Here is a 23,142-nt window from a genome sequence, read left to right as displayed (position 1 = left end):
TGGCGTTGTGTCCTATCTGCACAGGTCAGCGGCTCCCTTCGTCCTCCGCATTGCGGTCTCAACCGGTACGTGCCAGGGTCGCGCCGCACGCGGCGATCAAAAATCAACTTAGCCGCCGCCAGCAAGCCTTCCGGACAGCCATCTTGAGTTCGACCGACTATCGTCCCGACATCGATTGCCTGCGCGCCTTCGCGGTCTTGTCGGTGATCGCGTTCCACTACGACATTCCGCCGTTCCGCAGCGGCTATGTGGGCGTGGACGTCTTCTTCGTCATCTCGGGTTTCCTGATCACGCGGATCATCCACGCCGAGATACGCACAGGCACATTTTCGTTCGCGGCGTTCTATCGGCGTCGCGCCCGCCGCATCCTGCCGGCGGCCCTGGCGATGGTCTGCGCCACCCTGCTGGGCGCGAGCGTGATCCTGTCGCCATCGGCCGTGGTGTCGGCCGGGCAGCAGGCGATATCCGTCCTCGCCTTCTGCTCTAACGTCCTGTTCTGGTGGCAGCAGGGCTATTTCGACGCGGCCGCGATCACCAAGCCGCTGCTGCACACCTGGTCGCTCGGTGTCGAGGAGCAGTACTATCTGCTGTTTCCCGCGCTGGCGCTGGCTGTCTTTGGCCTGCGGCGTTCACGCATGCTCGCCAGCCTGGCCGCGATCTGCGCGGTGTCGTTCCTGCTCTGCGTGATCCAGACGCGGATGCAGCCGGCGGCCGCCTTCTATCTGCTGCCGGCGCGGGCCTGGCAGCTCGCGCTCGGCGCGCTGCTCGCCGTCGACGCCGTGCCGTCGCTCAACAGGCAGTCGGTGAGAATTGGCGTGACGGCCTTGGGCTGGATCGCGCTCGGCGCCTCGACCAACATCTTCTCGCCGCGCACGCCGTATCCCGGCGTTGCCGCGCTGCTGCCCTGCCTCGGTACTGCCGCCGTGATCTGGGGGCAGCCGGCGCTGAGCAGGACGGCGCTCGCGATCACGCGGCCGATGGTCGTGGTCGGGCTGTGGTCCTACTCGCTGTATCTGTGGCACTGGCCCGTCGTCTCGCTGGCCAGCGCGATCTGGGGACCGCCCAGTTCGGCCATGGACAAGCTCGCGCTGCTCGGCGCCTGCACCACGCTGGCGCTGGCGAGCTATTATCTGATCGAGCAGCCGGCGCGGCACGCCGCGTGGACGGTGACCGCGCGTGCTCTCGCCGTGTCGGGAACGGTGGTTCTCGCCGCAAGCCTCGTGGTGATCGGGGCTGCCGGTTTGCCTACCCGCTTCTCGCCCGAGCAGCAGGCGCTGGCGAACTTCAACCGCTACGATCACAAGGATCTCTATGAGGAAGGGACCTGCTTCCTGACCCCGGGCCAGAGCTTCGCCGCGATTCAGCCGGCCTGTCTTGCCAAGGGCCCTCGCCCGAACATTCTGGTCTGGGGCGACAGCCATGCCGCGCATCTGGTCCACGGGCTGAAACGCGCCCTGCCCCAGGCGACGCTGCTGCGCGCAGCGCTGGCGCAATGCGCGCCCTATGACGAGCCCGGACAGACGCCCGATTGCGCCGACTTCCGCGGGCGGCTTGCGGGCCTCATGCGCGACCTCGCGCCCGACATCGTGATCCTCTCCGGCAATTGGACGCGTACCGTGATGGCGCCCGCCGCGCGCGCGAGTCTGCTCGCCACCATCGCGTCGATCACGGCGGCCGGCAGCCGCGTCGTGGTGATCGGGCCGAGCCTGCAGTTCGATCGCCCGTTGCCCGACATCCTGATCGCAGCGTCACGCTTCGGCATCACGCCCGACGGGCACATGCGCGAGCTGTTCAACGACGTCGACGTCTTCCTGCGCAAGCTGCTGCAGGATGTGGCGAACACCGAATATGTATCGCTGCTGTCCCTGCTCTGTCCCGGCGCCGATTGCGTCCTCCAGGCCGCCGACGGCACCCCGATCGCCTGGGACGACGGACACTTCACTGCGCAGGGATCGGAGCTGGCCGCCACGCGCATCGCCGCGGCGTCACCGACGCTCGCCGGCTCACGCGCCCGCGGCAGCGAGTAGCCCCGCCGCGGTTCAATCGTCCGCCAGGAAGGTCGCGAAGATCGGCGCCGCGCGCTCGCCCATGCGCTGCGCCCCCGCCACCGTGAAATGTCCGGCGTCCTGGAACAGCCACAGGCCGTTCTCGACGACCGGGCAATGCTGGTCGCAATACACCTCGGTCGGCCGCAGCAGTGCGACCTTCGCCAACGGCCGGATCGCCTGCGCCAGCACGGTGTCGATGGTGTGATTGGCCGCGAGGGCCTCGGCCCGCGGCATTGGCGCGCATGGCTTCGGCGGCGCGTGCCAGAGCGGCCCGGGCAGCATGCGCAGCTGATCGAAGCCGCAATTCACCGGCCGCACCTGTCCGCCGATGACGAGGAAGTGGCGGCCGGGCCGATCGAGCAGACGGATCGTGTCGGCGAGCTTGGCGGCGACGTCAGCGTTGCGCGCCTCGGCCTCGGGTCCGTCGCCGAGATCGAGATAATGCTGCCAGGCCTGCCCGATCACGACGAAATCGGCCTGCGACTGCTTGATCCGCGGCAGCTCGCGGTCGCGCAGCTCCGCGCAAACACCGGCTCGCGGCCCCTCGGCGGTCAGGCCTGCCAGGGTCGGGCAGCCGCTCATGGTCGAGACGTGCCCGATCATGCCGCGCGCCTTCAGCGTCGTGTCGAGCGCCGCGACATATTGCTGGACGTAGGAGTCGCCGAGCAGCTCGACGCCGCGCGTGCCGCCGGGATCGCCGAAGGTGCACATGCGGTCGACGGTGCGGCTGCATTTGTTGAGGCCGAAGCCCTGCAGCTTGAACAGCGCGAGCTGGTCCTCCGGCAGCCGCGAGACCACGCCATTGGCGCGGAAGGTCGCGTGCGTCAGCGCGGCACAGACGACGAGCGCGGTGGCAAAGCCCGCGACCTGCGTCCAGCGCGGCCAGGCCAGCCGTCGCATCGGCTGCTCGACGGCGGCGAACAGCAGCGCCCCCAGCGTGGCCGTCATCCCGAGCTGAGCCGCGAGTCCGGCCGGCGTCTGCGCCTCGTCGCCGAAGATGAAGCGGACGAAGAAGATCACCGGCCAGTGGACGAGATAGAGCGAATAGGACGCGCGGCCGATGGCGCGGACCGGCCCTGCCATCATCAGCGATGTCGGCGCATTGGCAGCGATGATCACGGCCGTGGCGAGGCACGGCACCAAGGCGACGATGCCGGCCTGGGCCTGCATGCGGCCGATCACCGCCAGACTCAAGAGCAGCACGATGTCGCCGCAGGCAGCGACAGCGACGCGGGCGCGCGGCGACGCGGCCAGCCGCGCCTCGAGCGGAATCGCGAGTGCGCCGAGCGCGAATTCGAACACCCGGAACGGCGTCAGGAAGAACACCGCTTCGGGATCACGCGCGAGCCAGACCGCGGCGAGTGCAAACGACACCAGCCCGATCGCCGCGATGGCGCGGAAGACCGGCCGTCCCGCGGCCGCCCAGGCCATCAGAAGCAGCGGCGCCACCGCATAGAACTGCACCTCCAGCGACAACGACCACATGTGCAGCAACGGCAGACGATCGGCGCCGGGATTGAAGTAGTCGTTGGCCTCGCGCCAATACTGGACGTTGGAGATCGAGAGCAGGCCATGGGTCGCCTCCTTCGCCAACTGCCGCATCGCTTCGGGTGACAGGAACAGCCAGCCGACCGCAAAGGTCGCGGCGATGGTCGCCACCAGCGCCGGCAGGATGCGCCGCGCCCGGCGCAGATAGAAGTCCGACAGTGAGAAACGCCGCGCGGCGAGATCGCGCAGGATCTGCCCGGTGATCAGATAGCCGGAGATGACGAAGAAGATGTCGACGCCGGCAAAGCCCGCCTCGAAGCCGGAGATCTTGAGGTGGAAGAGAATGACGATGATGACGGCGATCGCCCGGAGGCCATCGATGTCAGCCCGATGACTGCGTTCCACTGTCGTCCGCTCCGCGCTGTCTGATGGGCGGACGAGAGGGACAGACGCGGATGGCAACAGCGGGAAACACTCATGACGTCATCGGACCCATCCGATGACGCCGCGCCGGCGGCTGCATGGCGGAATTCGCGCGATCAGCGCGCGACGGCGCGGCGGTCGCGTGTCAGCCAGCGTCGGTCTTGGCGGTCGGTGTTGGCGATGCTCAGGGATGGTGGGGGAGGCAGGACTCGAACCTGCGAAGCCATGAGGCGGCTGATTTACAGTCAGCTCCCTTTGCCACTCGGGACACTCCCCCGCATCGATGGCAATCCGGCCCCGGCCGCGGAACAGCGGCATCGGACCATCAGCGCCATGGAGACGGTAAGACCGCGGGGCCCGGTAAGGGGCGCGCGCGGCCGGGGCCCTTATGATCGAACCGGGGCCTCAAAGTCAACCAAGCGACGACGAATTTTCCCAAGGCGGCGGTGCCAAATTGCCAGAATCCGCTCGCCGTGACAGAAGCTCACGCCATGAGCGATCGCGACCGAAAGCCCCCGTTTCGCCGCCAGGGCGGCAAATTCTCCGGCAAACCGCGCGGATTCGAGCGTCCGCAGCCCTGGCGGGAGCGTGAATCCGGCGCGGACGGTCCCGTCATTCTCTATGGCTGGCACACCGTGAGCCTGGCGCTGGCCAACCCCAAACGGAAAATTCGCAAGCTCTACCTCACCGAAAATGCCGCGCGGCGGCTGGCTGACGAGCAAATCGAAACGCGGGTCACGCCCGAGATCGTCCGTCCCGGCGATATCGATCGGCGGCTCGGCCCGGATGCCGTGCATCAGGGCCTGCTCGCCGAGGCCGATCCCCTGCCCTCGCCCGACATCGACACGCTGGACGCCGAGGGGCTGATTCTGGTGCTCGATCAGATCACCGATCCACACAATGTCGGTGCCATCCTGCGCTCGGCCGCCGCGTTCGACGTCAAGGCGATCGTGACCACCGCGCGGCACAGCCCCGAAGCCACCGGCGTGCTCGCCAAGTCCGCCTCCGGCGCGCTGGAGCTGGTGCCGATCATCACGGTGCAGAACCTCGCCCGCGCGCTGACGCGGCTCAACGAGCGCGGCTTCCAGACGGTGGGGCTCGACAGCGCCGGCGAGCAGGACATCGCCGCCGTCGCCTTGCGCGCGCCGCTTGCGCTCGTGCTCGGCGCCGAAGGCAAGGGCTTGCGGCAGCTGACGCGGGAGACCTGCAGCGTGGTGGCGCGGCTCGACATGCCCGGCGCGATCAAGAGCCTCAACGTCTCCAACGCCGCCGTGCTCGCGCTCTATGTCGGCGCCAGCCGGCTCGGACTGATGCGCGCATAGCAAAACGCCCGCAACCTCGTTGCGGGCGTTCGCGCCTGACGTCGGGCGTCAGATCAGTAGTAGCGGCGCAGCACGCGCTGGCCGTGATAATAAGGCGAGGCGCCCCAGCGATAGGAATGACGCGGCTGGGCGTACACCACTTCCGGCGCGACCCGGGTCGCCTCATAGGCGTGACGACGGTGGTGATAGCGGTAGACCGGGAGCGCCTGCTCTTCATAGGCCGGATACGGCGCGAAGGCGCCGGGACCGCTGTAGGTCGGGCCCTGGTTGACGTAGTAGTACTGCCGCGTCGGCTCGGGCAGCCGCTCATAGCTGGCGCCGCAGCTGCCGCAGCCGGAGCCATAGGTGTAGCCGGGCTGATAGACGTATTGCGGCTGATAGGTCACCGTGGGCTGGTAGGTCACGGTCGGCTGATAGGTGACCCTCGGCTGGTAAGAGACCTGCGGCTGATAGCTCACCTGCGGCGCGCACGGGCTGGCATAGCCGCACGGCGAGCAGCCGGAGATACCGCACGCCGAAGCCGGCGCGCTGCCGGCGACGGCAAGGCCCGCAATGGCCACAAGTCCTGAAATTGCTGTACGCATAACTCGCTCCTGTTGATGTTTCTTGCTTGATTTGATGATCGAGGGTGTTGTCGGGCTAACGCCGGTAGGCTGGCGGTGAATCGTAAAACGGGCCGCCCTCTCGTGGGGCGAGGATGACGGCCGGTGGATACATCGGCGGCTCGGGTTGGGCCGGCTGCATCTGAGACTGAGCGCCCCACGAACGGGAATAGCTCTCGGCAGGCTTGGGCAGCTTGCGATCGGCCGGCGGCTCGATCTCCATCCGGCCATAGCCCGGCTTCGCACCGAGGGTCGGGTAATAGTGGCCGACATAGGGTTCGGGCTCGACCGGCCGGCCGCCATAGATCGTCGGCTGCATGTAATTGCCGCGGCCGAGACCGTACTGGCCTTCGACCACCGCATAGGACGCGTCGATGCCGTTGATGACGACGGGCACGCCGGGCCGCTGCGGGATCACGATTTCGAATCCTTCGCTGGCCGCTGCGGCCGACGCCGTCCCGATGAAAATCAGAAGACCCGTTGCAAAACGCATGAACTCACGCCCCGGTTGCCACCCTACCAATACCGCAACGCGCGCCTCGATGGGTTAAGCGCGCGGGTCAATCTGCCGGTAAGCCTAACGCGCGAGCCATTCTTTCGGAGTTAAGGCCCGGGACCCGTTCAGGCGCGAGGGTTAATGGCGGATGTTCAGCGTTCGCCTGCGGAGCATCGGGGCGTGGCTCGATCGGGGCGCCGTCAAAAACATCCAGGCGGCGCGGAACGGCAGCGGCGGGATGAACTTAGGAGATGGGGCGCAACGACGGAGTTACCCATGATTCGATCCGCACTTCTCGGGGCTGCTGTTCTCGCGACGGCGCTGGCAGGCCCAGCCATGGCGCGCGACATGCACCACCGGCACCACATGGCCCGCCAGGACGGCGCGATGATGCAGCAGCGTTCGGACGCGGGCTGGTCCAACAATGGCTGGAACAACAACGGCTGGAACAACGACTGGAATCGCCGCGGCACCGGCTTCTGGCCGGCCGACGTGGCAGCGGGCGCGGTCGGCGCTGCCGCCGGCGTCGCGGGCGCGGCGATCGGCACAGCCGGCGCAATCGCCACGGCGCCGTTCCGCACGGCCGACGCCTATGCCTACGATCCCGGCCCGTACCGCTATTCGCAGCCGAGCTATGACCGCGGCCAGCTCGGCTATTACGGCGACTGGAACAGCTACGCGACCCGCAACGGCCTGGTCTGCCGCCCCGGCACCATGTTCAAGGGCTCCGACGGCGCGATGCACATCTGCCAGTAAGCACGAGGCCCCGTTCGTCTCGTTGGGGGCGGCCTCACGGCCGCCCCTTCTGCGTGCAGGGATCCATCCCTGCGTCCGGCGCAAGGCAGTAGCCGGACCGGATCATCTCTGGTAGGAACACCGCGCGCTGGAGGGCCTCGTCACGCGACCGGACGAGACCTCTCGTCGAGGCGCTTGCCGGCTTAGCTCAGCGGTAGAGCAGCGGTTTTGTAAACCGAAGGTCGGGGGTTCAATCCCCTCAGCCGGCACCATTTGCCAGATATCGCTCAATTCCCCCCTGTCTTGATCTTGGCCGAAGCAGAGGCTTTCGCCGCCGGCTGGGCAGGTCTCGTCGGGGCCCAATCCAGATCTGGGACCGGCCCGCCGCCGTCCCCTGTTGCGGCTAAGAGTTGACCCGGCACCAGATCGGTCACCTGCGCCCAGCCCTGAGTCGCGCAGAACAGGCCCAGGAGGCAGCCCTTCACGGCCAGAATTCTCGGCCTCTCCAACCAGATCGAGACGTTATAGGTCTTACCATCCTCGGCATTGTAGACGTCGCCGGTGTAGCGGCCGTCGGCATTCAGTTTCAGACCGAGCAGCATCTGGTGGCCGAGCAGCAGGCGGCCGCGCTTGGCCGGATCGGGATTGAGGCGATCCCGGAACGGCTGCCCCTTGGCATCGGCAGTCTCGTTCATCCACACGACATAGCCGCAGACGCGATCCAACGCCGCGCCGCAGCGCTCGATGCGGATGCGGGCGCGGCCGTCCTCTGTCAGCCAAGTGCCGATCGGATCGCTCACCGGTGCGGCGTTGCCGCGACCTTCTGCCATCGACACCATCAGGCTGACCACGATGCGCAAGCTGACGCGAACAAGAAATCTTAGTTTCATGTCGAAGAACCTCGTTGTTTCCATCGCCTCGATCCACGCGCTGACGCGGCGGGCGGGCTGTTGAGAGAGCGGTGATGCGGATGGTCCATGTCGGGGGGATGCACGCGACGTCGGATCGAGCTGTCCGCGCACGCTGTTTCCGAGCGAGCACATCCGGCCATCAGCTGATCGGTCGTCTCGTGCCTCCGGAGCCCTTTGGCCACTCATCGGAGCTGGGCGACCAGCGCATCGGCGCCCTTGTCGATCCCTGCCTGTGCGGCCGCGAGCGCACCGACGCTGGCCGGAATGTCATAGGGCGCCGGATACTGCTTGCTGACAAAGGCGTTCAGCAGCCTGCCGTTTGCGGCATCGAAGATCTCTGCCGCGTAGAACACCGAGCCGGTCAGCAGCCCCTCGCCGTCGCGCGCGCTCTGCACCCCGTTGTAGACAGCACCGGCAAGATCGAAGCGCGAGGCGGTGCCGAGGACCGGCGTCGTGGTCACGGCTCCGGTCAAGGTCAGCCGTAAGCGCAGCGTGTTTGGGCCGCGCTGACCGACGAGTTGGAAGCGCGTCGCGAGGCTTTCCTGAAAACGCGTGTGCATATAGGTGGCGAGCTTCGCCTTGTCCTGCTCGGACATGTCGCCGAACTGATGATCGCGGCCACGATAGATCACGACCGGCTCGAGGATCGCCTTGTCATAGCCGCGCCAATCGGTGGCGGCCGCGTAACGATAAGGGATCCGCCCCGACGCATCAGAAGGATTGGGAGCCAGATATCGCGACGATGCTACTTCGGAATAGGCCACCGGCGCCACGGTGTTGCACCCGGCGCAGAAGCCGGTTGCCGCCACCGCGACAACACCGGCCGTTCGAGACCAACCGCTCATGCCTTTACCCTCTTGTCACTGCTGCGATGCAAAATCGGCCAAATCTTTATAAACCGACTAGTCGGTTTGTAAAGGGATTTGCTGAAGTTCTGGTTAATCGTGACCCGCGGCCGACAGGGAGGAGACCGCCGTCAGGACCTGACGATCAGGACTTGAACGCGTCAGGACTTGAGCGGTCAGTACTTGAGCGGTCAGTACTTGAGCGGTCAGTACTTGGGCGGTCAGTACTTGGCCGGTTCAGGGCTTGGACGACTATCCGCTGTGACACCGGGCCATTGGCGGTTGTCGCGCAGCCGCTCGAACAGGCGGTCGAGCTCGCTCGCCTCGAGTGGGGACACGCGCAGCAGTGCCATGAGCGCAAGTCCCCTCGCCGCGGCCCAACGCAACACGGCGAGATCGGGGTCGTGCGCTTCGCCACGAATCTCGGCGAGGCGCTCCGCATCCTTGGCGCGGGCGTCGGCCAGCAGGCTGGGCTCCTGGGCCAGCGCACCGAGCATGGCCTGAGCGACCGAATATTGCTGCGCGATCAGCTCGCGGGAGATCGCAATCTGGGTGGCGAGTTCAGGCTGCCCCCCTGCTTCGCCGGCCTTGGCCCTGAAATCATTGGCGAAGTCGTCGAAATGCCTGAACTGCTGTTCGAGCAGCGCCTTGAGCACAGCCTCCTTGTTGGGAAACTGGTGCATGAGCCCGCCTTTGCTGAGGCCGCTCTCGCGCGCAATCGCATCAAGGGTCAGCCGTCCGGGACCGTCGCGGGCGATAATGGTGAGGGCGGCGGTCAGCGCGGCCTTGCGCGAGCGCTCTGAACGCGAGGGGTTGTCCATCGAGAAAAGCCGGGTTCGTCGGAAAGGCTGAAATGGGTTTCAGACCAAGGAGAGCTGCGGATGGCCGCTATGCCCGTACCGGTGATAGGCGAGAGCCACCCTCTTCTGTCAAGCCGCGCCTGCCAAGGTCGATCGAAACCATCTGGACGACAGGAACCATCTGCAAGTGACCGCATTGGCGGTATCGCCTTCTGCGGGTGGGACGGAAGAAGCACAGACTGCGGCAACAATGTTGCCACAACTCATGCAAGACTCGCGCTTATCCCCAGAAGTCACTGGTGTTCCAGCTTGATTCCGCGACGTGATTTTGTTGCAATTGCGACCTTCTGGGGGACGACTGGCATGACATGGAAGGAAGAGCGTGATGCGCTGATCGCGCAGACGATGGCCTTTGTCCAGTCGGTCACCGGCAAGCCGGCTGATTTCGCCCGGTTCGACGCAGCCGCTCCTGCGACGGCCCCGATTGTCTCGCAGCCACTTGCATCTCCGCCGCTTGTCTCTCCGCCGCTTGTCTCTCCGCCACTTGTCTCGCAGCCACTTGTCTCTCCGCCGCTTGAATCTCAGCGTCTCGCCTCGCACACGACCGGCTTGCCGCTGGTGTCAGAGCCCGTCATCAGCAATCCTGAAAATGCCGCTTCAATGACCATGCGGTCGGCGCCCTCCCCGTTACAGGCGGGACGTCCGCGAGAGGCTGCGACCCAGGACGCGGCCGCAACCCGCCAAGCCACGGTCGCGCCCGAGCGCTTCACCAGCATCGCGTCGCAGCTCCAGTTGCAGCGTGACATGCAGACCGAGATCCGCGCCCGGGTGGCGCGATTTCGCGCTCATCAGGAGCGCTTCAACCGCGAGCGCCAAGCGTATTTCAGCGAAACGATCGCGCGCCTCAAAGCGTCGGCTGACGGCACCCCGCTCCCCGAGGATTGAGCGCGCGCGGCTCGGCGTGGCAAATCCCGGATAGTCCCTCGCATCGTGACGCGCCGGCTCACAGCCAGGCGCACAGCAGCGCCACATTGGCGACGAAGGCGAGCAGCAGCCCAAAGGTGAGCGTCAGCTGGATCCGCCCGCAAAAGATGTGGAGATCGGTTCCCATGGACTTAACCATCTGGCGATTCTAGCCCCGGAGTCCCACGGATTCTTTTTTCAAAAATTTAGGACTCGTTTACGACTCGGCCGCGCCGAAATGGCCGCCTTGCGGCCGCGAAGGTGCCCGCCTCTCGCTACAACCGATGTTCATCCTCGGTTCATCGTTCGCGTCTCTGGAGCCGCTTGGAATGCCCTACGCCCTGTTTTGCAACGACGCCAAGTTGAGCAAGTCCTACCCGACCGAAGGGGATGTCTGGCGACTGGCGCGGCAGAGCGGGCTCGTGGTGGACGTGACCGTGAACGCGCGCCAGGCGGCCGTCCATCTGCAGCTCGACAATGACTACGAGATCCGGCCCTGCGCCGCGGAGCCGGAGGAAGATCCCTGGCAGAACCGGGTCGAGGCCGAGCAGGAGTTCAACATCCCGTTCGCATCCTGAGCACGCGGCCGGCTCGCCGCATCGTGCCGTCGAAACGGCTCCGGGCCCCCGGATGCCAGATCGGCCGAGGACGTGTCCCGCGCGATGCGCGCAGGCATCCAACGCTTAAACGCTTATCGGCAAAGCGGCCTCGATCGAACCCTGTGATCGAGGATGGCCGATCAAGAATGGGGGGATTCCGTCAAAGACGAAAACGGGATCAGCGGACAGCAGGAGCTGGCCGCTGCGGTTGGCCGTGAAGCCCGCCTCAGGGCGTCGCCGTGGCGAGCGAAGCCGTTTCAGACGGCAGCGCGACGCAGGCCCGCTTGCGGCTGAGGCCGCGGATCGCACCGGTCACCTTGAGCACCTTGCCGGACGGGCAAGACGCGGTCTGCACCAGCGCGACCTCGTAGGGCGCCAGCATCAACGGTTCGGACTTCAGGATAGTCTGGGCGGAGCACGGCAAAGCAGCCGCCGAGAGCAACAGCACGGACACCAAGATACGCATGTGGGAATGATCCATCAAACCGGCGGACTCATAATAACAACTGATGATGAAAGTTTCACGGAGGTTTGAAAATTTTTTTGCAGTGCGTGAGCACGCCTCCTGCTCGTGGTGGCCCAACCTCGAACAGCAAGACGCCCGCACGATGGCGGGCGTCCTCACATTTTAGCCTGCTTTTGACCGCCGTCAGGCGACGACGGTCACAAGGCTAGTATTTGCTGGCGACCGGACCGCCCCAGCCGAAGCGATAGTTCACGCCGACCTTGACCGTATGCTCGTCGCTGTTGAAGCGGCTGCCGACGACCGGCGCCGGGCCGCCCGTGAAAGTGGTATTGCCGAAATTGTAGTACTGGTACTCGGCCTTGGCCGACCAGTTCGGCGCGAACATGTATTCCAGGCCGGCGCCGACGGTGTAGCCGTCCTTGCTGTTGCCCGAGGTGGTGAAGCCCGCCGGGGCGCCGGCGACGGTGACGCCGAGATTGTTGCCGTCACGCCAGGCGTAGCCGCCCTTGGCGTAGAGCAGCGCCGGACCCCAGGTGTAACCCAGTCGACCAGTGACCGAGCCGAGCTGGTTGGCGCCGGTCGAACTCACGACGGTCGCGCCCGGGAAACCGAAATTGGTAGTGTTGCGGTCCATCCAGCTGTACTGGGCCTCGATGCCCAGCACCCAGTTGGGCGCGAACTGGTAATCGAAACCGCCCTGCACGCCACCGAGGAAGCGCCCATTGTTGCCTTCCAGGCTGTTGTTGCCCGCGAAGACACCGCCGAGATGGCCGCCGAGGTAGAAGCCGGTCCAGTTGTAGATCGCCTGAGGCGGCGTATAGGCGGGGGCCTTGGTGTAGGTGCGCGCGGGCATGTCGGCGGCGAACGCCGGGGCAGCCAAAGCGGTCAAAGCCACTGCACTCAAGAAAAAGCGTTTCATGGGACGTCCCCGTTATTCGTTTGCGACATCTATCGAACATCATGGCCGCATTTGGGTTGCCCCATGGCGGTGACGCAGCTGTGAATACTCAGCGCGTGTCACCAGGGGGCAACAAAGGCCTTTTGTTCCATAGGCTTCCCGAATATTTCGTGAAGCTGACGCCTCGCCCGATATTTGGTCGCAGCGCGGCGGCAAAGCGTTTGAACTCGTCTCCAATTTGTGATCGTGATCGCGGCTCGGCAAGGCGCTGCGACGTCGTGGCAGACCGTCGAAAATGCCGCAGACGAAATGCTGCAGACTAGCGCGTCAGGCTGGCCAGTTCGGGAAACGGCGCGTAGCTCGATCCGGCGCAAAGCTCGCCGGCGTCCTCGACCAGGCGATCGAACCGGCCGTCGACATAGATCGCCGCCCGCTCCCGCGCCGGACGATAGCTGCCGTCGGACTCGCGCGCCGCATAGCGCAGGCAGCTGACATAGCGCAGCCGGCCGCCGACCGTCCGCTGAACGGGCTCGGCCATCACGCCGTCGCGCACCCCGGCCGGATTGTTCAGATAGGTCCTCAGATAGGCCAGGATCTCGCCGCGGTAGTTCGCCGGAAAGGGCTGGCTGTCGACGCCGCGATCGCCGGTATAGGCGATGCCGCGATTGTCCTCGCTGACAAAGGCGGCAGGACCACCGCTCGCGCAGCCCGCCAGCAACAGGGCCAGCGCAGCTGCCGGCCACCAGCCCGATATCCTCTTCCCCACGGCCGACCAATCCGTTCGCCACCACCCGCGTCACCGGCTTCTAGCCGAAAGCGGGTGGCGAAGGAAATCGGCGCATTCGGCCGGGAGCGCCGAGGTGCGCCGCCCTAACGCCGGCCACGCCGAGGCCGCCGCGCGCATCGCCCGAAAGTGCCTCATCGTCTTGCCACCGCCGACGCCCTGAGGGCGTCGGCTGGGGCTGATCGAGGCTTCGACACCTCAGCCGCGGCGGGTCGCCGGGGTGACGCGCTTCAGGCTCACCTTCGTGTGGCTGACCGCATGCGAGACCTTCACCTTGTTGTGATGGCGGAGGTGCGCCGTATGGCGATGGGTGTGACGGAGCAGCGAGGCGTGCGGCTTGCCCTTCTTGTCGACGGCCGGCTTCATCTCGTTGGTCTTGTCGCCCGCCTGCGTCGGGCCGGACTTGGACTCGGACTTGGAGTCGGTCTTGGCATCGGCCTTGGTATCGGACTTGGTCGTGGTGACGGTCTTGGACGCGTCGGTCTTCCCGGCTTCCGTCTTCGCGGCCCCCGTGGTCACGCCGGTGGTCTGATTGGGCTTGGCGGACGTATCGGTTTTCGCGGGACCTGCGGCGAACGCGGGCGCAGCCAGGATCGACGCGGCGAGCAGCGCAACAGACATGGACTTCAGCATGGTCGTCTCCGTGATGTGATGATCTGGAGGCTCCATCCAGACTGGATGGGCTCGCGATCATGGAGACGACGATAAGGAACCGGCACTGAACCCACCCTGAAGTAAAGCGAGGTTTTCAGTTCATGCACATGAAGGGATAGTCATCGAAGTGACTGGCCTGTCATCTTGTCGTCCGTATAATGCACCGATCGCGGCGCAAAATCCGCGCAAATGGCCGGGAATATTTCGCAGCTGCGGGAGTTCTTCTGCTCGCGCAGTCACCTGTTGGATCGACAACTCGGGAGATACGAATGAAAAAGTCTGCGATCAGGATCGCCACGCTGGCGCTGTTCTCCATGGCCGTGGCCTCCGGGCCGCTGCTTCTGTCGAAGGCCTATGCCGCGGGCAGCGACACCCCGTCGTCGCCGCCGGCCTCGGATTCGTCCAAGAAGAAGAAGGACAAGAGCTCGAGCATCGAAGATCCGAAGTTCCTGGCGGCCTACCGTACCGCCTACACCTCGATCTATGACCGCGGCGACTACGCCACCGCGATCGAGCAGCTCAAGGCGCTGAACCGTGAGGACGTCGCCGACGTCGCCAACCTGATCGGCTACTCCTACCGCAAGCTCGGCAACTACCAGGCCTCCAAGCAGTACTACGAGCAGGCCCTGGCGGATGATCCGAACCACGTGCGCACCTGGCAGTACTATGGCCTGTGGCAGCTCGAACAGGGCAACCGCGAGCAGGCCAAGTTCCACCTCGACAAGGTCGCGCAGCTCGCCGGCACCAACAGCGCAGAATATCGCTCGCTGGCCGACGCGCTCGAGAAGCAGCCGGGCACCGGCCTCGTCTACTGAGACGCGATCGGACCTGATCCGATCTCGACAGTGGCGCAACCCGAAAGGGTTGCGCCATTTTCGTTTGGAGCTTGTAGCCCGGGTAAGCGGAGCGACACCCGGGTTCATCGCAGGCGGTCGTGTTGGACCCGGATGTCGCTTACGCTCATCCAGACTACGCGCCCCCCATTGTCCCCCACCGTTCCTCCGATCAATATACCGCTTCCGGCGCACGACGGTTCGCGCGCTCGAACAGGAGGCATGGTCGTGGAGCCCTGGCTTGGCGCGGCACTCGGTTACATCAAGGATTGGCTGGCGTATCAGGTCGAACTCTCCGGACAGCCCGGCTGCATCATCGCGATCGCCCATCGCGGCGAGATCGTGCTGGAAGCGGCCTTCGGGCACGCCAATCTCGACAGTGGCGAGAAGCTGACGCCGCGGCATCGCTTCCGGATCGCCTCTCACACCAAGGCTTTCACGGCGGCCGGCATCATGCGGCTGCGCGAGCAGAAGCGGCTGAAGCTCGACGATGCCGTCGGCGACTACGTCAAGGACCTGCATCCCGAGGTCGCCACGGCCACGCTCGGCCAATTGCTCTCGCATACCGCTGGCCTCGTTCGCGACGGCAAGGATTCCAGCCAGTTCACCGACGGCCGCCCCTATCTCGACTGGAACGAGCTGCTGGCCGAGCTGAAGCTGCCGCCGGCGATCGCGCCGAACAGCCGCTTCAAATACTCCAACCATGGCTACGGCCTGCTCGGCCTCGTCATCGAACAGATCACCGGCGAGCCCTACCCCAGCTGGCTGCAGCGCGAGATCATGGCGCCGCTGGGCTTGCGCGAGAGCGCGCCGGACATGACGCTGCTGGGCAAGACCGTGCCGTTCGCGCGCGGCCATTCCCGCATCGTGCCATTGGGACGGCGCGCCGTGATTCCCGGCGACAATCCGACACACGCCATCATGGCGGCCGCCGGCATCGTCGCGACCGCGGCCGACACCGCGCGCTTCTTCGCCCAGCTCGCCCCCAACGCGAAGAAGAGCCTGCTCTCGGTCGCGAGCCGCCGCGAGATGGTGCGCCGGCAATGGCGCGTGCCGCAGGACATCGAGGAAGCCTATTACGGCTTGGCGCTGATGAGCGGCACCACCGCCGGCTTCGACTGGTTCGGCCATGGCGGAGGCTTCCAGGGCTACATCTCGCGCACCTCCGTCATCCCCTCGCGCGAGATCGCGATCACCGTGCTGACCAACGCGATCGATGGCTGGGCGCCGGCCTGGGCCAACGGCGTCAAGTTCATCCTGCAGGCCTTTGCCACCCATGGCGCACCGTCGCGCAAGACACGCGACTGGACCGGGCGCTGGTGGACGCTGTGGAGCGCATTCGACCTCGTCCCCTTCGGCGAACAGGTGATGGTGGCCAATCCGTCCTTCATCAACCCGTTCATCGATGCGCCGCGCATCGAGGTGACGGGGCGCGACCAGGGCCGTATCGCGCACGCCGCAGGCTATTCCAGCCATGGCGAGCCGGTCCGGCGCGTGCGCGCCAAGTCCGGTGTCAGCGAAGTCTGGCTCGGCGGCGCACGGCTGCGGCCGGAGCGCGTGCTGAAGGCGGAGATGGAGAAGAAGTACCCGAAGGGTCGGCGGAAGAAGGAGAGTTAGCCCGAGTGCTTGCCACGCCGTCATTGCGAGCGCAGCGAAGCAATCCAGGACGGCGCGAGGATTCTGGATTGCTTCGCTACGCCGCTACGCTCGCAATGACGAGTGGACAGAGTGGCGGCTCAAAACAACGAGCTACCTGCCCTCCTTCATCATCGCCTCGGCTTCGCCGCGGAACGCCTTGCGCGCATCGTCGCGCGAATAGAACATGTGGCCGCCGGGATAGACCACGAGCTTGACGCGGGGCGGCCGGGCGAACGCGGGCAACTGGTCGAGCAGGATCTTCGAGCCGTAGTACGGCGTCGCCAGATCGAACAGGCCGTGGCCGACGAGCAGCTTCAGCTTCGGATCCAGCGCGAGGATCTGCCTGAGCTCGCCGGTCGATTCCGGCGGGCTGATGCCGCGGCCGAAATCCCAGCTCCGGTTCACCGCGCCGCTCAACAGCTCGTAGGAGCCGTCGGGACGCCAGTTCAGCTTGCGCGTCAGCTCGACCGCGGCGCTGGTCAGGGGCGCGGTGAGCACGTCGCCGGACGGATCGGAGCTGCGCGAGTGGCTCGAATCCGGATACGGATCGATGCCCAGCACCGAAGCATCATAGCGGCCGGTGATGCGGCCGTTCTTGCGGTCGAACTCGCGGCGAAACTCCGAGACGTCGAAGCGGCCCGACAGCCGCCGGCTGACGGCCTGGTCGATACCGGTCAGGCTCGCGACCTTGTCCGCGAGCCGGTTGGTCGCCTCGGTATCGGCCTCGCCGCGCACGAGATCGAGCAGGAAGTCACCGCTGGCGTAACGCTCGACATCGGCGAGATCGGCGCGCGTCACCGGCCCCTTCATCTGCTTGGCGACGGCGGCAAAGCTCGGCAGGCTCGCAACATATTGCAGCAGGCTGGAGCCCGAATACTCCCGGAAGTCCATCAGCGGCGACACCAGGATCAGGCCGCTCACGCCGATGCCCTGGTCCTGTTGCAGGTTGTTGACGATCTTCGGCCCGCGAATGCCGCCATAGCTCTCGGCCGTGACGAATTTCGGCGAGGCCAGCCGGTCGTGTTTCTCGAGCCAGCGGCGTACCACCAGCGACAGCGAGCGCACATCGCCGTCGACCGAGAAGAAGCGCTTGCGGACCTCGTCGCCGGTCGCGACGAAGCGGCTGTAGCCGGTGCCCACGGGATCGATGAACACCAGATCGGTGAAGTCGAGCCAGGTGTCGGCGTTGGGCATCAGCTCCGGCTTCGACGACGGCGTGACGCTGGCCGCGTCGATCCCGATCCGCCACGGGCCGGCGTTGCCGAGCTGCAGATAGGCTGAGGATGCGCCGGGACCGCCGTTGAAGAAGAAGGTGACCGGACGGGTGGCGCGGTCGACGCCGTCGAGCTGGTAGGAGGTGTAGGCGATATCGGCCTGAGGTTCGCCCTTGTCATCGAACAGCCGGATCGAGCCCGCCGTCGCCGTGAACGACAGCGTGCGACCCGGCAATTCGAGCGTCTGCGTGGTGGTCGAATCCGCCGGAAGCTTGTGTTGATCCGCCGTCGATGGCGAGCTCGGCGGGCTGGCGGCGCGGGTGCCGGCGGAGCCGGAGCGATGCACGCCGGGCGCAACGGCGTCCTGCGTCGGCGCCGCCGCCGGCGGCGTGTCCTGCGCGCACACCGGCTGGCCGGCCAGCATGACCGTCACGGCCAGGGCCAGCAAGCGGGGCCAACCGGCGGGCGATCTCAAATCAGGCATCAACTCACTCCCTGGACCATGAGCTTGGGGCAACGCGGCAGCTTTTCGCTCTCTCATTGCAAACGCATGAAACGTGGCCGGGGACCAACCTCAACCCAAGCTTCCGTGATCCAGGTCACATCCATGCCAGTGCCCGTCCTCCGTAAGGTATGTTATGGGCTCGAACCTCTCGATCCCGTCGAACGTCCCAATCATGGGACAGAAGGCGCGCTCACGGCGCGATCACGGAGTTCATCATGACATCATCGAGGCTCATCGTCGCAGCCCTGACCGGGCTCGCCGCCTCGGCCCTGTTCGGGCCGTCAGTGGCCTGGGCCGGGCCGCCGGCGGCGCTGGTCGAGGACGTCCAGGGCGACGTCGCCGGTGCCGAGCTGATGGACTATGTCGCGCCCGGCCAGGTGATCAAGCTCGGCTCCGATGGCGCCGTGGTGATGAGCTACCTCAAATCCTGCCGCCGCGAGACCGTCAGCGGCGCCGGCAGCGTCACCGTCGGTCCCGGCGAGAGCAAGGTCGACGGCGCGGCCCTCAAGAGCGACATCGTCAATTGCGATGCCAGCCACGCCCAGGCGACCTCCCGCGAAACCAGCGAGGTGGCGGCAACCATCGTGCGCAGCGTCGGACCGGACAGCGCGCCGGTGGCACAGGCCATCATCTACGGCGCCTCGCCGATCTTCGAAGCCAAGGGGCGCGGCACCCTGATCGTCGAACGGATCGACCAGCCCGGCGAGCGCCAGGAGGTCGAGCTGTCCGGCCGGCAGTACAAGGGACGGTTCTACGATTTCGCCGGCACCAGCCATCCGCTGACGCCGGGCGGCACCTATGTCGCGATGTTCGGCCCTGCGCGAATTGTCTTCAAGATCGATGCGCAGGCCAAGGCGGGTCCAGGGCCCGTGGTCGGGCGACTGATCCGACTCAACTGAGATTGAAAGCGGCTGGCGGTGGCGATCGGACGCCGGACGCGTGACGCGCTTGCCGTGATCGCCATCGCGCTGGCGTGTGCCGGCGTGTTCGCATCGCCGGCGTTCGAGCGCTTCCGCGGCCTCTCGCTCGACGCATTGACCTGGCTGCGCTTCGAAGCCTTCGGCAATCGCCACGACGCTGCGACCAGTCCGGCCGTCGTCATCGCCATCGACGAGGAGAGCTATCAGGCGCCGCCGTTCAAGGGAGCGCCGCTGCTCACCTGGACCGGCGAGATCGGCCGGGTGCTGTCGACCGTGCTCGATGGCGGCGCCAAGGTGGTCGGCCTCGACATGGTGTTCCAGACCTCGATCGAGCAGTCCGAGATTCCCCTCGGCGACTCCACGCTCGGCGAGAAGACCCGCGGCTTCGACCGTGATTTCCTGCGCGCGCTCGCCGCGGCGGCCGTGGGCGGCAAGATGGTGCTGGGGGAGATCTTCGGCGAGCCGCCGATCCTGCCCGCCCCCGGCCAGCGCATCGCGGTGCGCCAGCAGCAGAACCTGCGGCCGCTCAACACCTATACCGACAGCGACGATGTCGTCCGCCGCCATCCGCTGACGCTGTCGGCGGAGGGCAAGGCCGTGCCCAGCATGGCGCTCGAACTGGCGGCCCGCGCCCGCGGCACGCCGCCGGTGATTGCGCCGGACGCGGTGATGCTGGGCGACTATCGCGTACCCGGCAGCGTGCCGGGGACGATGACCTTGAACTTCGCCGGCGGCGCGCAGGACATCCCGACCTACTCCTTTGCCGACCTGCGCGCCTGCGCGCTCAAGGGCGACAAGGACTACTTCCGCCGCGAGTTCGCCGGCAAGGTCGTCCTGATCGGTACGGTCGGCATCGAGGACCGGCGGGTGACCTCGAAACGCTTCGCCACCCGTGCCGAGGGCGCGCGGCGGCCGCGCTGCGTGCTCGGCGAGCGCCGGGTGGCCGAGACATTTGCCCGCAGCACGATCGCCGGCGTCTATATTCATGCGACGGCGGTCAACAACCTCGTTCGGCAGGACGCAGCGATCGAAATGAGCGGACCAGCGATCTTCACGATCGCCGCCGCCATGGCCCTGCTCGCCGCGGCATTCGCGCGGCTGCTGAGACCGGCCACGGCCGCGGCGCTGCTGGCGGTGCTGGCCGTTCTCTACACGGCGCTCGCCACGGCTCTCTTCTGCCATGCCTATGCCTTGCCTCTGGCAGAGCCGCTCGCCGCCGGCGTGCTCGCACTGGCGGCGACCACCGGCTATCGCTTCATGGTCACCGACAAGGACCGGCGCCTGCTGCAGAAGAGCTTCGCCTACTACCTCGCACCGCGCGAGATCGATCGCATGCTCGCCTCGCGGCGTCTGCCGCAGCTCGGCGGCGAGACGCGCGAAGTCACGGTGTTCTTCTCCGATATCGCGGGCTTTTCGCGCATCGCCGAGCAGATGTCGCCGGAGCAACTGATGGCGCTGACCAATGAGTATCTCTCGGCGATCACGGACGTGATCGAGGCCCATGACGGCTATGTCGACAAATATATCGGGGACTCCGTCGTCGCAGTGTTCGGCGCCCCGCTCGACGATCCCGACCATGCCCGCAGCGCCGCGCGCGCGGCCCTCGACTGCAAGGCGAGGCTCGCGGAGCTGAACAGCTCGTCCACCGCCTTCCAGGGCATCAAGGTGGCGCAGCGCATCGGCATCAACAGCGGCGCCGCGCTGGTCGGCAATTTCGGCTCGCAGCGCCGCTTCAACTATTCCGTGATGAGCGACGCCGTGAACGTGGCCTCGCGGCTCGAAGGCGCCAACAAGTTCTACGGCACCACGATCATCGCCTCGGAGAGCACCGTCGCGCTCGCCGGCTCCGAGTTCGCCTGGCGCGAGCTCGACACCATCCGCGTCAAGGGCCGCGAGCAGTCGCTGACCATCTACGAGCTCCATGGCCGCGCCGCCGAGCTGACGCCGGACGATCGCGCCGTGCTCGACGGCTATGCGGCCGGTGTCGCGCACTGGCGCGCGGGCGAGCTGTCGCAGGCGGCCGAATGCTTCGCATCCGCCGCGGCGGTGGATGCGCCGAGCGCGCTGTTCGCCGAACGCGTGAGCGCGGCGCTCGAGGGCACCCCGGCGGCTTGGGACCCCGTGCGCACGCTCCAGGAAAAATGACGCCGGGATGACGGTGTCACAGCCTGCAAGGCTGCGGCGGTGAGCGCCCAGTTCCGGGCGAGATCGGCCCGCATCGCGGCCGCATTGCCCCGCAATACCGGCCGCGATGGACAAGCACGGCCAAGGTCGGGTAGACGACACGGCGCCTTCAACCGGCCAACGACCAGCGAGCCTTGCGACGCATGACCACGCCCAAGCGATATGAGCGGATCGCCTTCGTCGCGAGTCCAAGTCCCGAGGCCCAGGCCGCGCTGACGCAGCTCTCCTCACTGTATGGAAATTCGGATCCCGATCTGGCCGACGTCGTGGTCGCGCTCGGCGGCGACGGGCTGATGCTGCAGACGCTGCACGACCACATGCGCTCGGGCAAGCCGATCTACGGCATGCATCGCGGCACCGTCGGCTTCCTGATGAACGAGTTCTCGACCATCGACCTGCACGGACGGCTCGCGGCTGCGCAGGAATCGGTGATCCACCCGCTGCTGATGCGGGCGACCGATGTACAAGGTACCGTTCACATCCACCACGCGATCAACGAGGTCTATCTGTTCCGCCAGACCGCGCAGACCGCGCGGCTGCGCATTCTGATTGACGAGCGCGAGCGCATGCCGGAGCTGATCGCCGACGGCGTGCTGGTGGCGACGCCCGCAGGCTCCACCGCCTATAATCTCTCGGTGCAGGGCCCGATCCTGCCGATCAACGCCGCGCTGCTGGCGCTGACGCCGATCAGCGCCTTCCGGCCGCGGCGCTGGCGCGGCGCCCTCCTCCCGAACACCGCCTATGTCATCATCGAGGTGCTCGAAGGCGACAAGCGCCCGGTGGCCGCGGTGGCCGACCACGACGAGGTCCGCAACGTCCAGCGCGTCGAGGTGCTGTCGGACAAGACGATCTCGATGCGCATGCTGTTCGACGCGGGACATAGCCTCGAAGAGCGGATCCTGAGCGAGCAGTTCGGGTATTAGACCGGCGTCAGCCGCAACATCGCGGCCCAGATGTCATCTCTCGTCATTCCGGGGCGGCGCGCAGCGACGAACCCGGAATCCATAGCCACAGGCAGATGTTGCTGGAACGAGCGCCCATCCCGAGCGTGCCTCGCACGACATATCGTGGGTATGGATTCCGGGTTCGCGCTGCGCGCGCCCCGGAATGACACCTTGATTGCCTCCTGCCCTACGACGTCCTCGAAACACCGCACTCCGCAACGCTTTGTTAACCCGGCGCTCCGTATGGTTAATGCGCGTTGACCACCTTCATTGGTGATGCCCTCAGGCCGGCCAGATGTACCGCATCGACTTCAACAAGCTTCGCTTTCTCGTCTGTGACGACAACCCGCACATGCGCCGCATCCTGCGCACGCTGCTGCATTCGTTCGGCGCGCGCGAGGTCAACGAGGCCGAGGACGGCGCCACCGCGCTCGAAATGTACACCCATTTCTCGCCCGACATCGTCATCACCGACTGGGCGATGCCGATCTTCGACGGGCTCGAACTCGCGCAGATGATCCGGCAGCCGGAGGCCAAGGGCAATCCCTACGCCCCGATCATCATGCTGACCGGCCACTCCGAGAAGCGCCGCGTCACCGTGGCGCGCGACGCCGGCGTGACGGAGTTTCTCGCCAAGCCGATCTCGGCCAAGGGACTCTATCAGCGCATTCTCAACGTGGTCGCCAATCCCCGGCCCTTCATCAAGACCAAGACCTATTTCGGCCCGGACCGGCGCCGCAACACCAATACCGCTTACATCGGCCCGGAGCGCCGGGTCGGCGGCGAGGCCGAGGTCTTCCAGCAGCCGTCACTTCTGGATAAAGCGCGCTCAGCAGTTTAGGGGCTCGGCAGTGAGCCCCTGTTAACGCC

General features: G+C 66.4%; 23 protein-coding genes and 2 tRNA genes. 12 read left to right on the top strand and 13 right to left on the bottom strand.

From position 1 onward, the window contains the following. The first annotated feature begins 143 nt into the window (after positions 1-143). Positions 144-2,027: an acyltransferase family protein gene (locus ACQR0Z_RS25955; protein ID WP_434920512.1), complete on the top strand. Its 1,884-nt coding sequence runs from the start codon at positions 144-146 to the stop codon at positions 2,025-2,027. Positions 2,028-2,039: 12 nt separating this feature from the next. Here ACQR0Z_RS25955 and ACQR0Z_RS25950 read toward each other — a convergent pair whose 3' ends face one another. Continuing rightward, positions 2,040-3,941 (bottom strand): acyltransferase family protein, encoded by a 1,902-nt coding sequence (locus tag ACQR0Z_RS25950; RefSeq protein WP_434920511.1) that lies wholly within the window; start codon positions 3,939-3,941, stop codon positions 2,040-2,042. A gap of 209 nt (positions 3,942-4,150) precedes the next feature. After that, a tRNA-Tyr gene (locus ACQR0Z_RS25945) sits at positions 4,151-4,236 on the bottom strand. A 214-nt stretch (positions 4,237-4,450) separates the two neighbouring features. Here ACQR0Z_RS25945 and rlmB point away from each other — a divergent pair. Beyond that, positions 4,451-5,281, top strand: a complete 831-nt coding sequence (rlmB, locus tag ACQR0Z_RS25940; RefSeq protein WP_434875567.1) for a 23S rRNA (guanosine(2251)-2'-O)-methyltransferase RlmB — start codon at positions 4,451-4,453, stop codon at positions 5,279-5,281. 53 nt (positions 5,282-5,334) lie between these two features. On the opposite strand, the gene ACQR0Z_RS25935 is transcribed toward rlmB, so the two are convergent. Together ACQR0Z_RS25935 and ACQR0Z_RS25930 are read right to left on the bottom strand one after the other, a co-directional pair. Further along, positions 5,335-5,865, bottom strand: a complete 531-nt coding sequence (locus ACQR0Z_RS25935; RefSeq protein ID WP_434875566.1) for a hypothetical protein — start codon at positions 5,863-5,865, stop codon at positions 5,335-5,337. A gap of 55 nt (positions 5,866-5,920) precedes the next feature. Beyond that, entirely contained in the window at positions 5,921-6,376 is a 456-nt protein-coding gene (locus ACQR0Z_RS25930; protein ID WP_434875565.1) for a hypothetical protein, read from the bottom strand. A gap of 279 nt (positions 6,377-6,655) precedes the next feature. On the opposite strand from ACQR0Z_RS25930, the gene ACQR0Z_RS25925 reads away from it, so the two are divergent. Both ACQR0Z_RS25925 and ACQR0Z_RS25920 read left to right on the top strand, forming a co-directional pair. Further along, positions 6,656-7,135: a hypothetical protein gene (locus ACQR0Z_RS25925; protein WP_434920510.1), complete on the top strand. Its 480-nt coding sequence runs from the start codon at positions 6,656-6,658 to the stop codon at positions 7,133-7,135. 176 nt (positions 7,136-7,311) lie between these two features. After that, a tRNA-Thr gene (locus tag ACQR0Z_RS25920) sits at positions 7,312-7,386 on the top strand. Between the two features lie 15 nt (positions 7,387-7,401). On the opposite strand, the gene ACQR0Z_RS25915 is transcribed toward ACQR0Z_RS25920, so the two are convergent. The 3 genes from ACQR0Z_RS25915 to ACQR0Z_RS25905 form a co-directional block, all read right to left on the bottom strand. Continuing rightward, positions 7,402-8,028 (bottom strand): DUF2147 domain-containing protein, encoded by a 627-nt coding sequence (locus ACQR0Z_RS25915; protein ID WP_434920509.1) that lies wholly within the window; start codon positions 8,026-8,028, stop codon positions 7,402-7,404. Positions 8,029-8,207: 179 nt separating this feature from the next. Beyond that, complete coding sequence (locus tag ACQR0Z_RS25910) at positions 8,208-8,870, bottom strand: DUF3313 domain-containing protein (RefSeq protein ID WP_434920508.1); 663 nt, start codon at positions 8,868-8,870, stop codon at positions 8,208-8,210. A 221-nt stretch (positions 8,871-9,091) separates the two neighbouring features. After that, complete coding sequence (locus ACQR0Z_RS25905; protein WP_434920507.1) at positions 9,092-9,691, bottom strand: TetR/AcrR family transcriptional regulator; 600 nt, start codon at positions 9,689-9,691, stop codon at positions 9,092-9,094. 342 nt (positions 9,692-10,033) lie between these two features. On the opposite strand from ACQR0Z_RS25905, the gene ACQR0Z_RS25900 reads away from it, so the two are divergent. Continuing rightward, a complete protein-coding gene (locus ACQR0Z_RS25900) occupies positions 10,034-10,615 on the top strand; it encodes a hypothetical protein (RefSeq protein WP_434920506.1) in 582 nt (193 codons plus the stop codon). Between the two features lie 58 nt (positions 10,616-10,673). Here the strand turns inward: ACQR0Z_RS25900 and ACQR0Z_RS25895 are convergent, their stop codons facing one another. Continuing rightward, positions 10,674-10,781 carry a glucose transporter gene (locus ACQR0Z_RS25895; protein ID WP_434858645.1) on the bottom strand — a complete coding sequence of 36 codons (108 nt, stop codon included), beginning with the start codon at positions 10,779-10,781 and terminating at the stop codon, positions 10,674-10,676. Between the two features lie 181 nt (positions 10,782-10,962). On the opposite strand from ACQR0Z_RS25895, the gene ACQR0Z_RS25890 reads away from it, so the two are divergent. After that, positions 10,963-11,211: a hypothetical protein gene (locus ACQR0Z_RS25890; RefSeq protein WP_434920505.1), complete on the top strand. Its 249-nt coding sequence runs from the start codon at positions 10,963-10,965 to the stop codon at positions 11,209-11,211. Between the two features lie 247 nt (positions 11,212-11,458). On the opposite strand, the gene ACQR0Z_RS25885 is transcribed toward ACQR0Z_RS25890, so the two are convergent. The 4 genes from ACQR0Z_RS25885 to ACQR0Z_RS25870 form a co-directional block, all read right to left on the bottom strand. Continuing rightward, the gene (locus tag ACQR0Z_RS25885; RefSeq protein ID WP_434858643.1) at positions 11,459-11,698 is read right to left on the bottom strand and encodes a hypothetical protein; all 240 of its coding nucleotides are present in this window, start codon (positions 11,696-11,698) and stop codon (positions 11,459-11,461) included. A 205-nt stretch (positions 11,699-11,903) separates the two neighbouring features. Next, entirely contained in the window at positions 11,904-12,617 is a 714-nt protein-coding gene (locus ACQR0Z_RS25880) for an outer membrane protein (RefSeq protein WP_434920504.1), read from the bottom strand. A gap of 298 nt (positions 12,618-12,915) precedes the next feature. Continuing rightward, positions 12,916-13,362, bottom strand: coding sequence for a hypothetical protein (locus ACQR0Z_RS25875; protein ID WP_434920503.1), 447 nt, complete (start codon positions 13,360-13,362; stop codon positions 12,916-12,918). Positions 13,363-13,578: 216 nt separating this feature from the next. Beyond that, the gene (locus ACQR0Z_RS25870; protein WP_434858640.1) at positions 13,579-14,013 is read right to left on the bottom strand and encodes a hypothetical protein; all 435 of its coding nucleotides are present in this window, start codon (positions 14,011-14,013) and stop codon (positions 13,579-13,581) included. Positions 14,014-14,303: 290 nt separating this feature from the next. On the opposite strand from ACQR0Z_RS25870, the gene ACQR0Z_RS25865 reads away from it, so the two are divergent. Beyond that, the gene (locus ACQR0Z_RS25865) at positions 14,304-14,849 is read left to right on the top strand and encodes a tetratricopeptide repeat protein (RefSeq protein ID WP_434858639.1); all 546 of its coding nucleotides are present in this window, start codon (positions 14,304-14,306) and stop codon (positions 14,847-14,849) included. Positions 14,850-15,095: 246 nt separating this feature from the next. After that, positions 15,096-16,484, top strand: a complete 1,389-nt coding sequence (locus ACQR0Z_RS25860; protein WP_434920502.1) for a serine hydrolase domain-containing protein — start codon at positions 15,096-15,098, stop codon at positions 16,482-16,484. 132 nt (positions 16,485-16,616) lie between these two features. On the opposite strand, the gene ACQR0Z_RS25855 is transcribed toward ACQR0Z_RS25860, so the two are convergent. Next, complete coding sequence (locus tag ACQR0Z_RS25855) at positions 16,617-18,203, bottom strand: S10 family peptidase (protein ID WP_434920501.1); 1,587 nt, start codon at positions 18,201-18,203, stop codon at positions 16,617-16,619. Between the two features lie 236 nt (positions 18,204-18,439). On the opposite strand from ACQR0Z_RS25855, the gene ACQR0Z_RS25850 reads away from it, so the two are divergent. The 4 genes from ACQR0Z_RS25850 to ACQR0Z_RS25835 all read left to right on the top strand — a co-directional run bounded on the left by ACQR0Z_RS25850 (position 18,440) and on the right by ACQR0Z_RS25835 (position 23,113). Further along, positions 18,440-19,123 (top strand): hypothetical protein, encoded by a 684-nt coding sequence (locus ACQR0Z_RS25850; RefSeq protein ID WP_434858636.1) that lies wholly within the window; start codon positions 18,440-18,442, stop codon positions 19,121-19,123. 18 nt (positions 19,124-19,141) lie between these two features. Continuing rightward, complete coding sequence (locus ACQR0Z_RS25845) at positions 19,142-21,289, top strand: CHASE2 domain-containing protein (protein WP_434920500.1); 2,148 nt, start codon at positions 19,142-19,144, stop codon at positions 21,287-21,289. A gap of 182 nt (positions 21,290-21,471) precedes the next feature. Further along, entirely contained in the window at positions 21,472-22,251 is a 780-nt protein-coding gene (locus ACQR0Z_RS25840; RefSeq protein WP_434858634.1) for an NAD kinase, read from the top strand. Positions 22,252-22,567: 316 nt separating this feature from the next. Further along, entirely contained in the window at positions 22,568-23,113 is a 546-nt protein-coding gene (locus tag ACQR0Z_RS25835) for a response regulator (protein ID WP_434920499.1), read from the top strand. Positions 23,114-23,142: the final 29 nt, after the last annotated feature.

Origin of the sequence: Bradyrhizobium sp. HKCCYLS3077, from assembly GCF_051167555.1 — a bacterium.
Taxonomy (GTDB): domain Bacteria; phylum Pseudomonadota; class Alphaproteobacteria; order Rhizobiales; family Xanthobacteraceae; genus Bradyrhizobium.
This window is presented reverse-complemented; position numbering and strand designations above follow the sequence as displayed.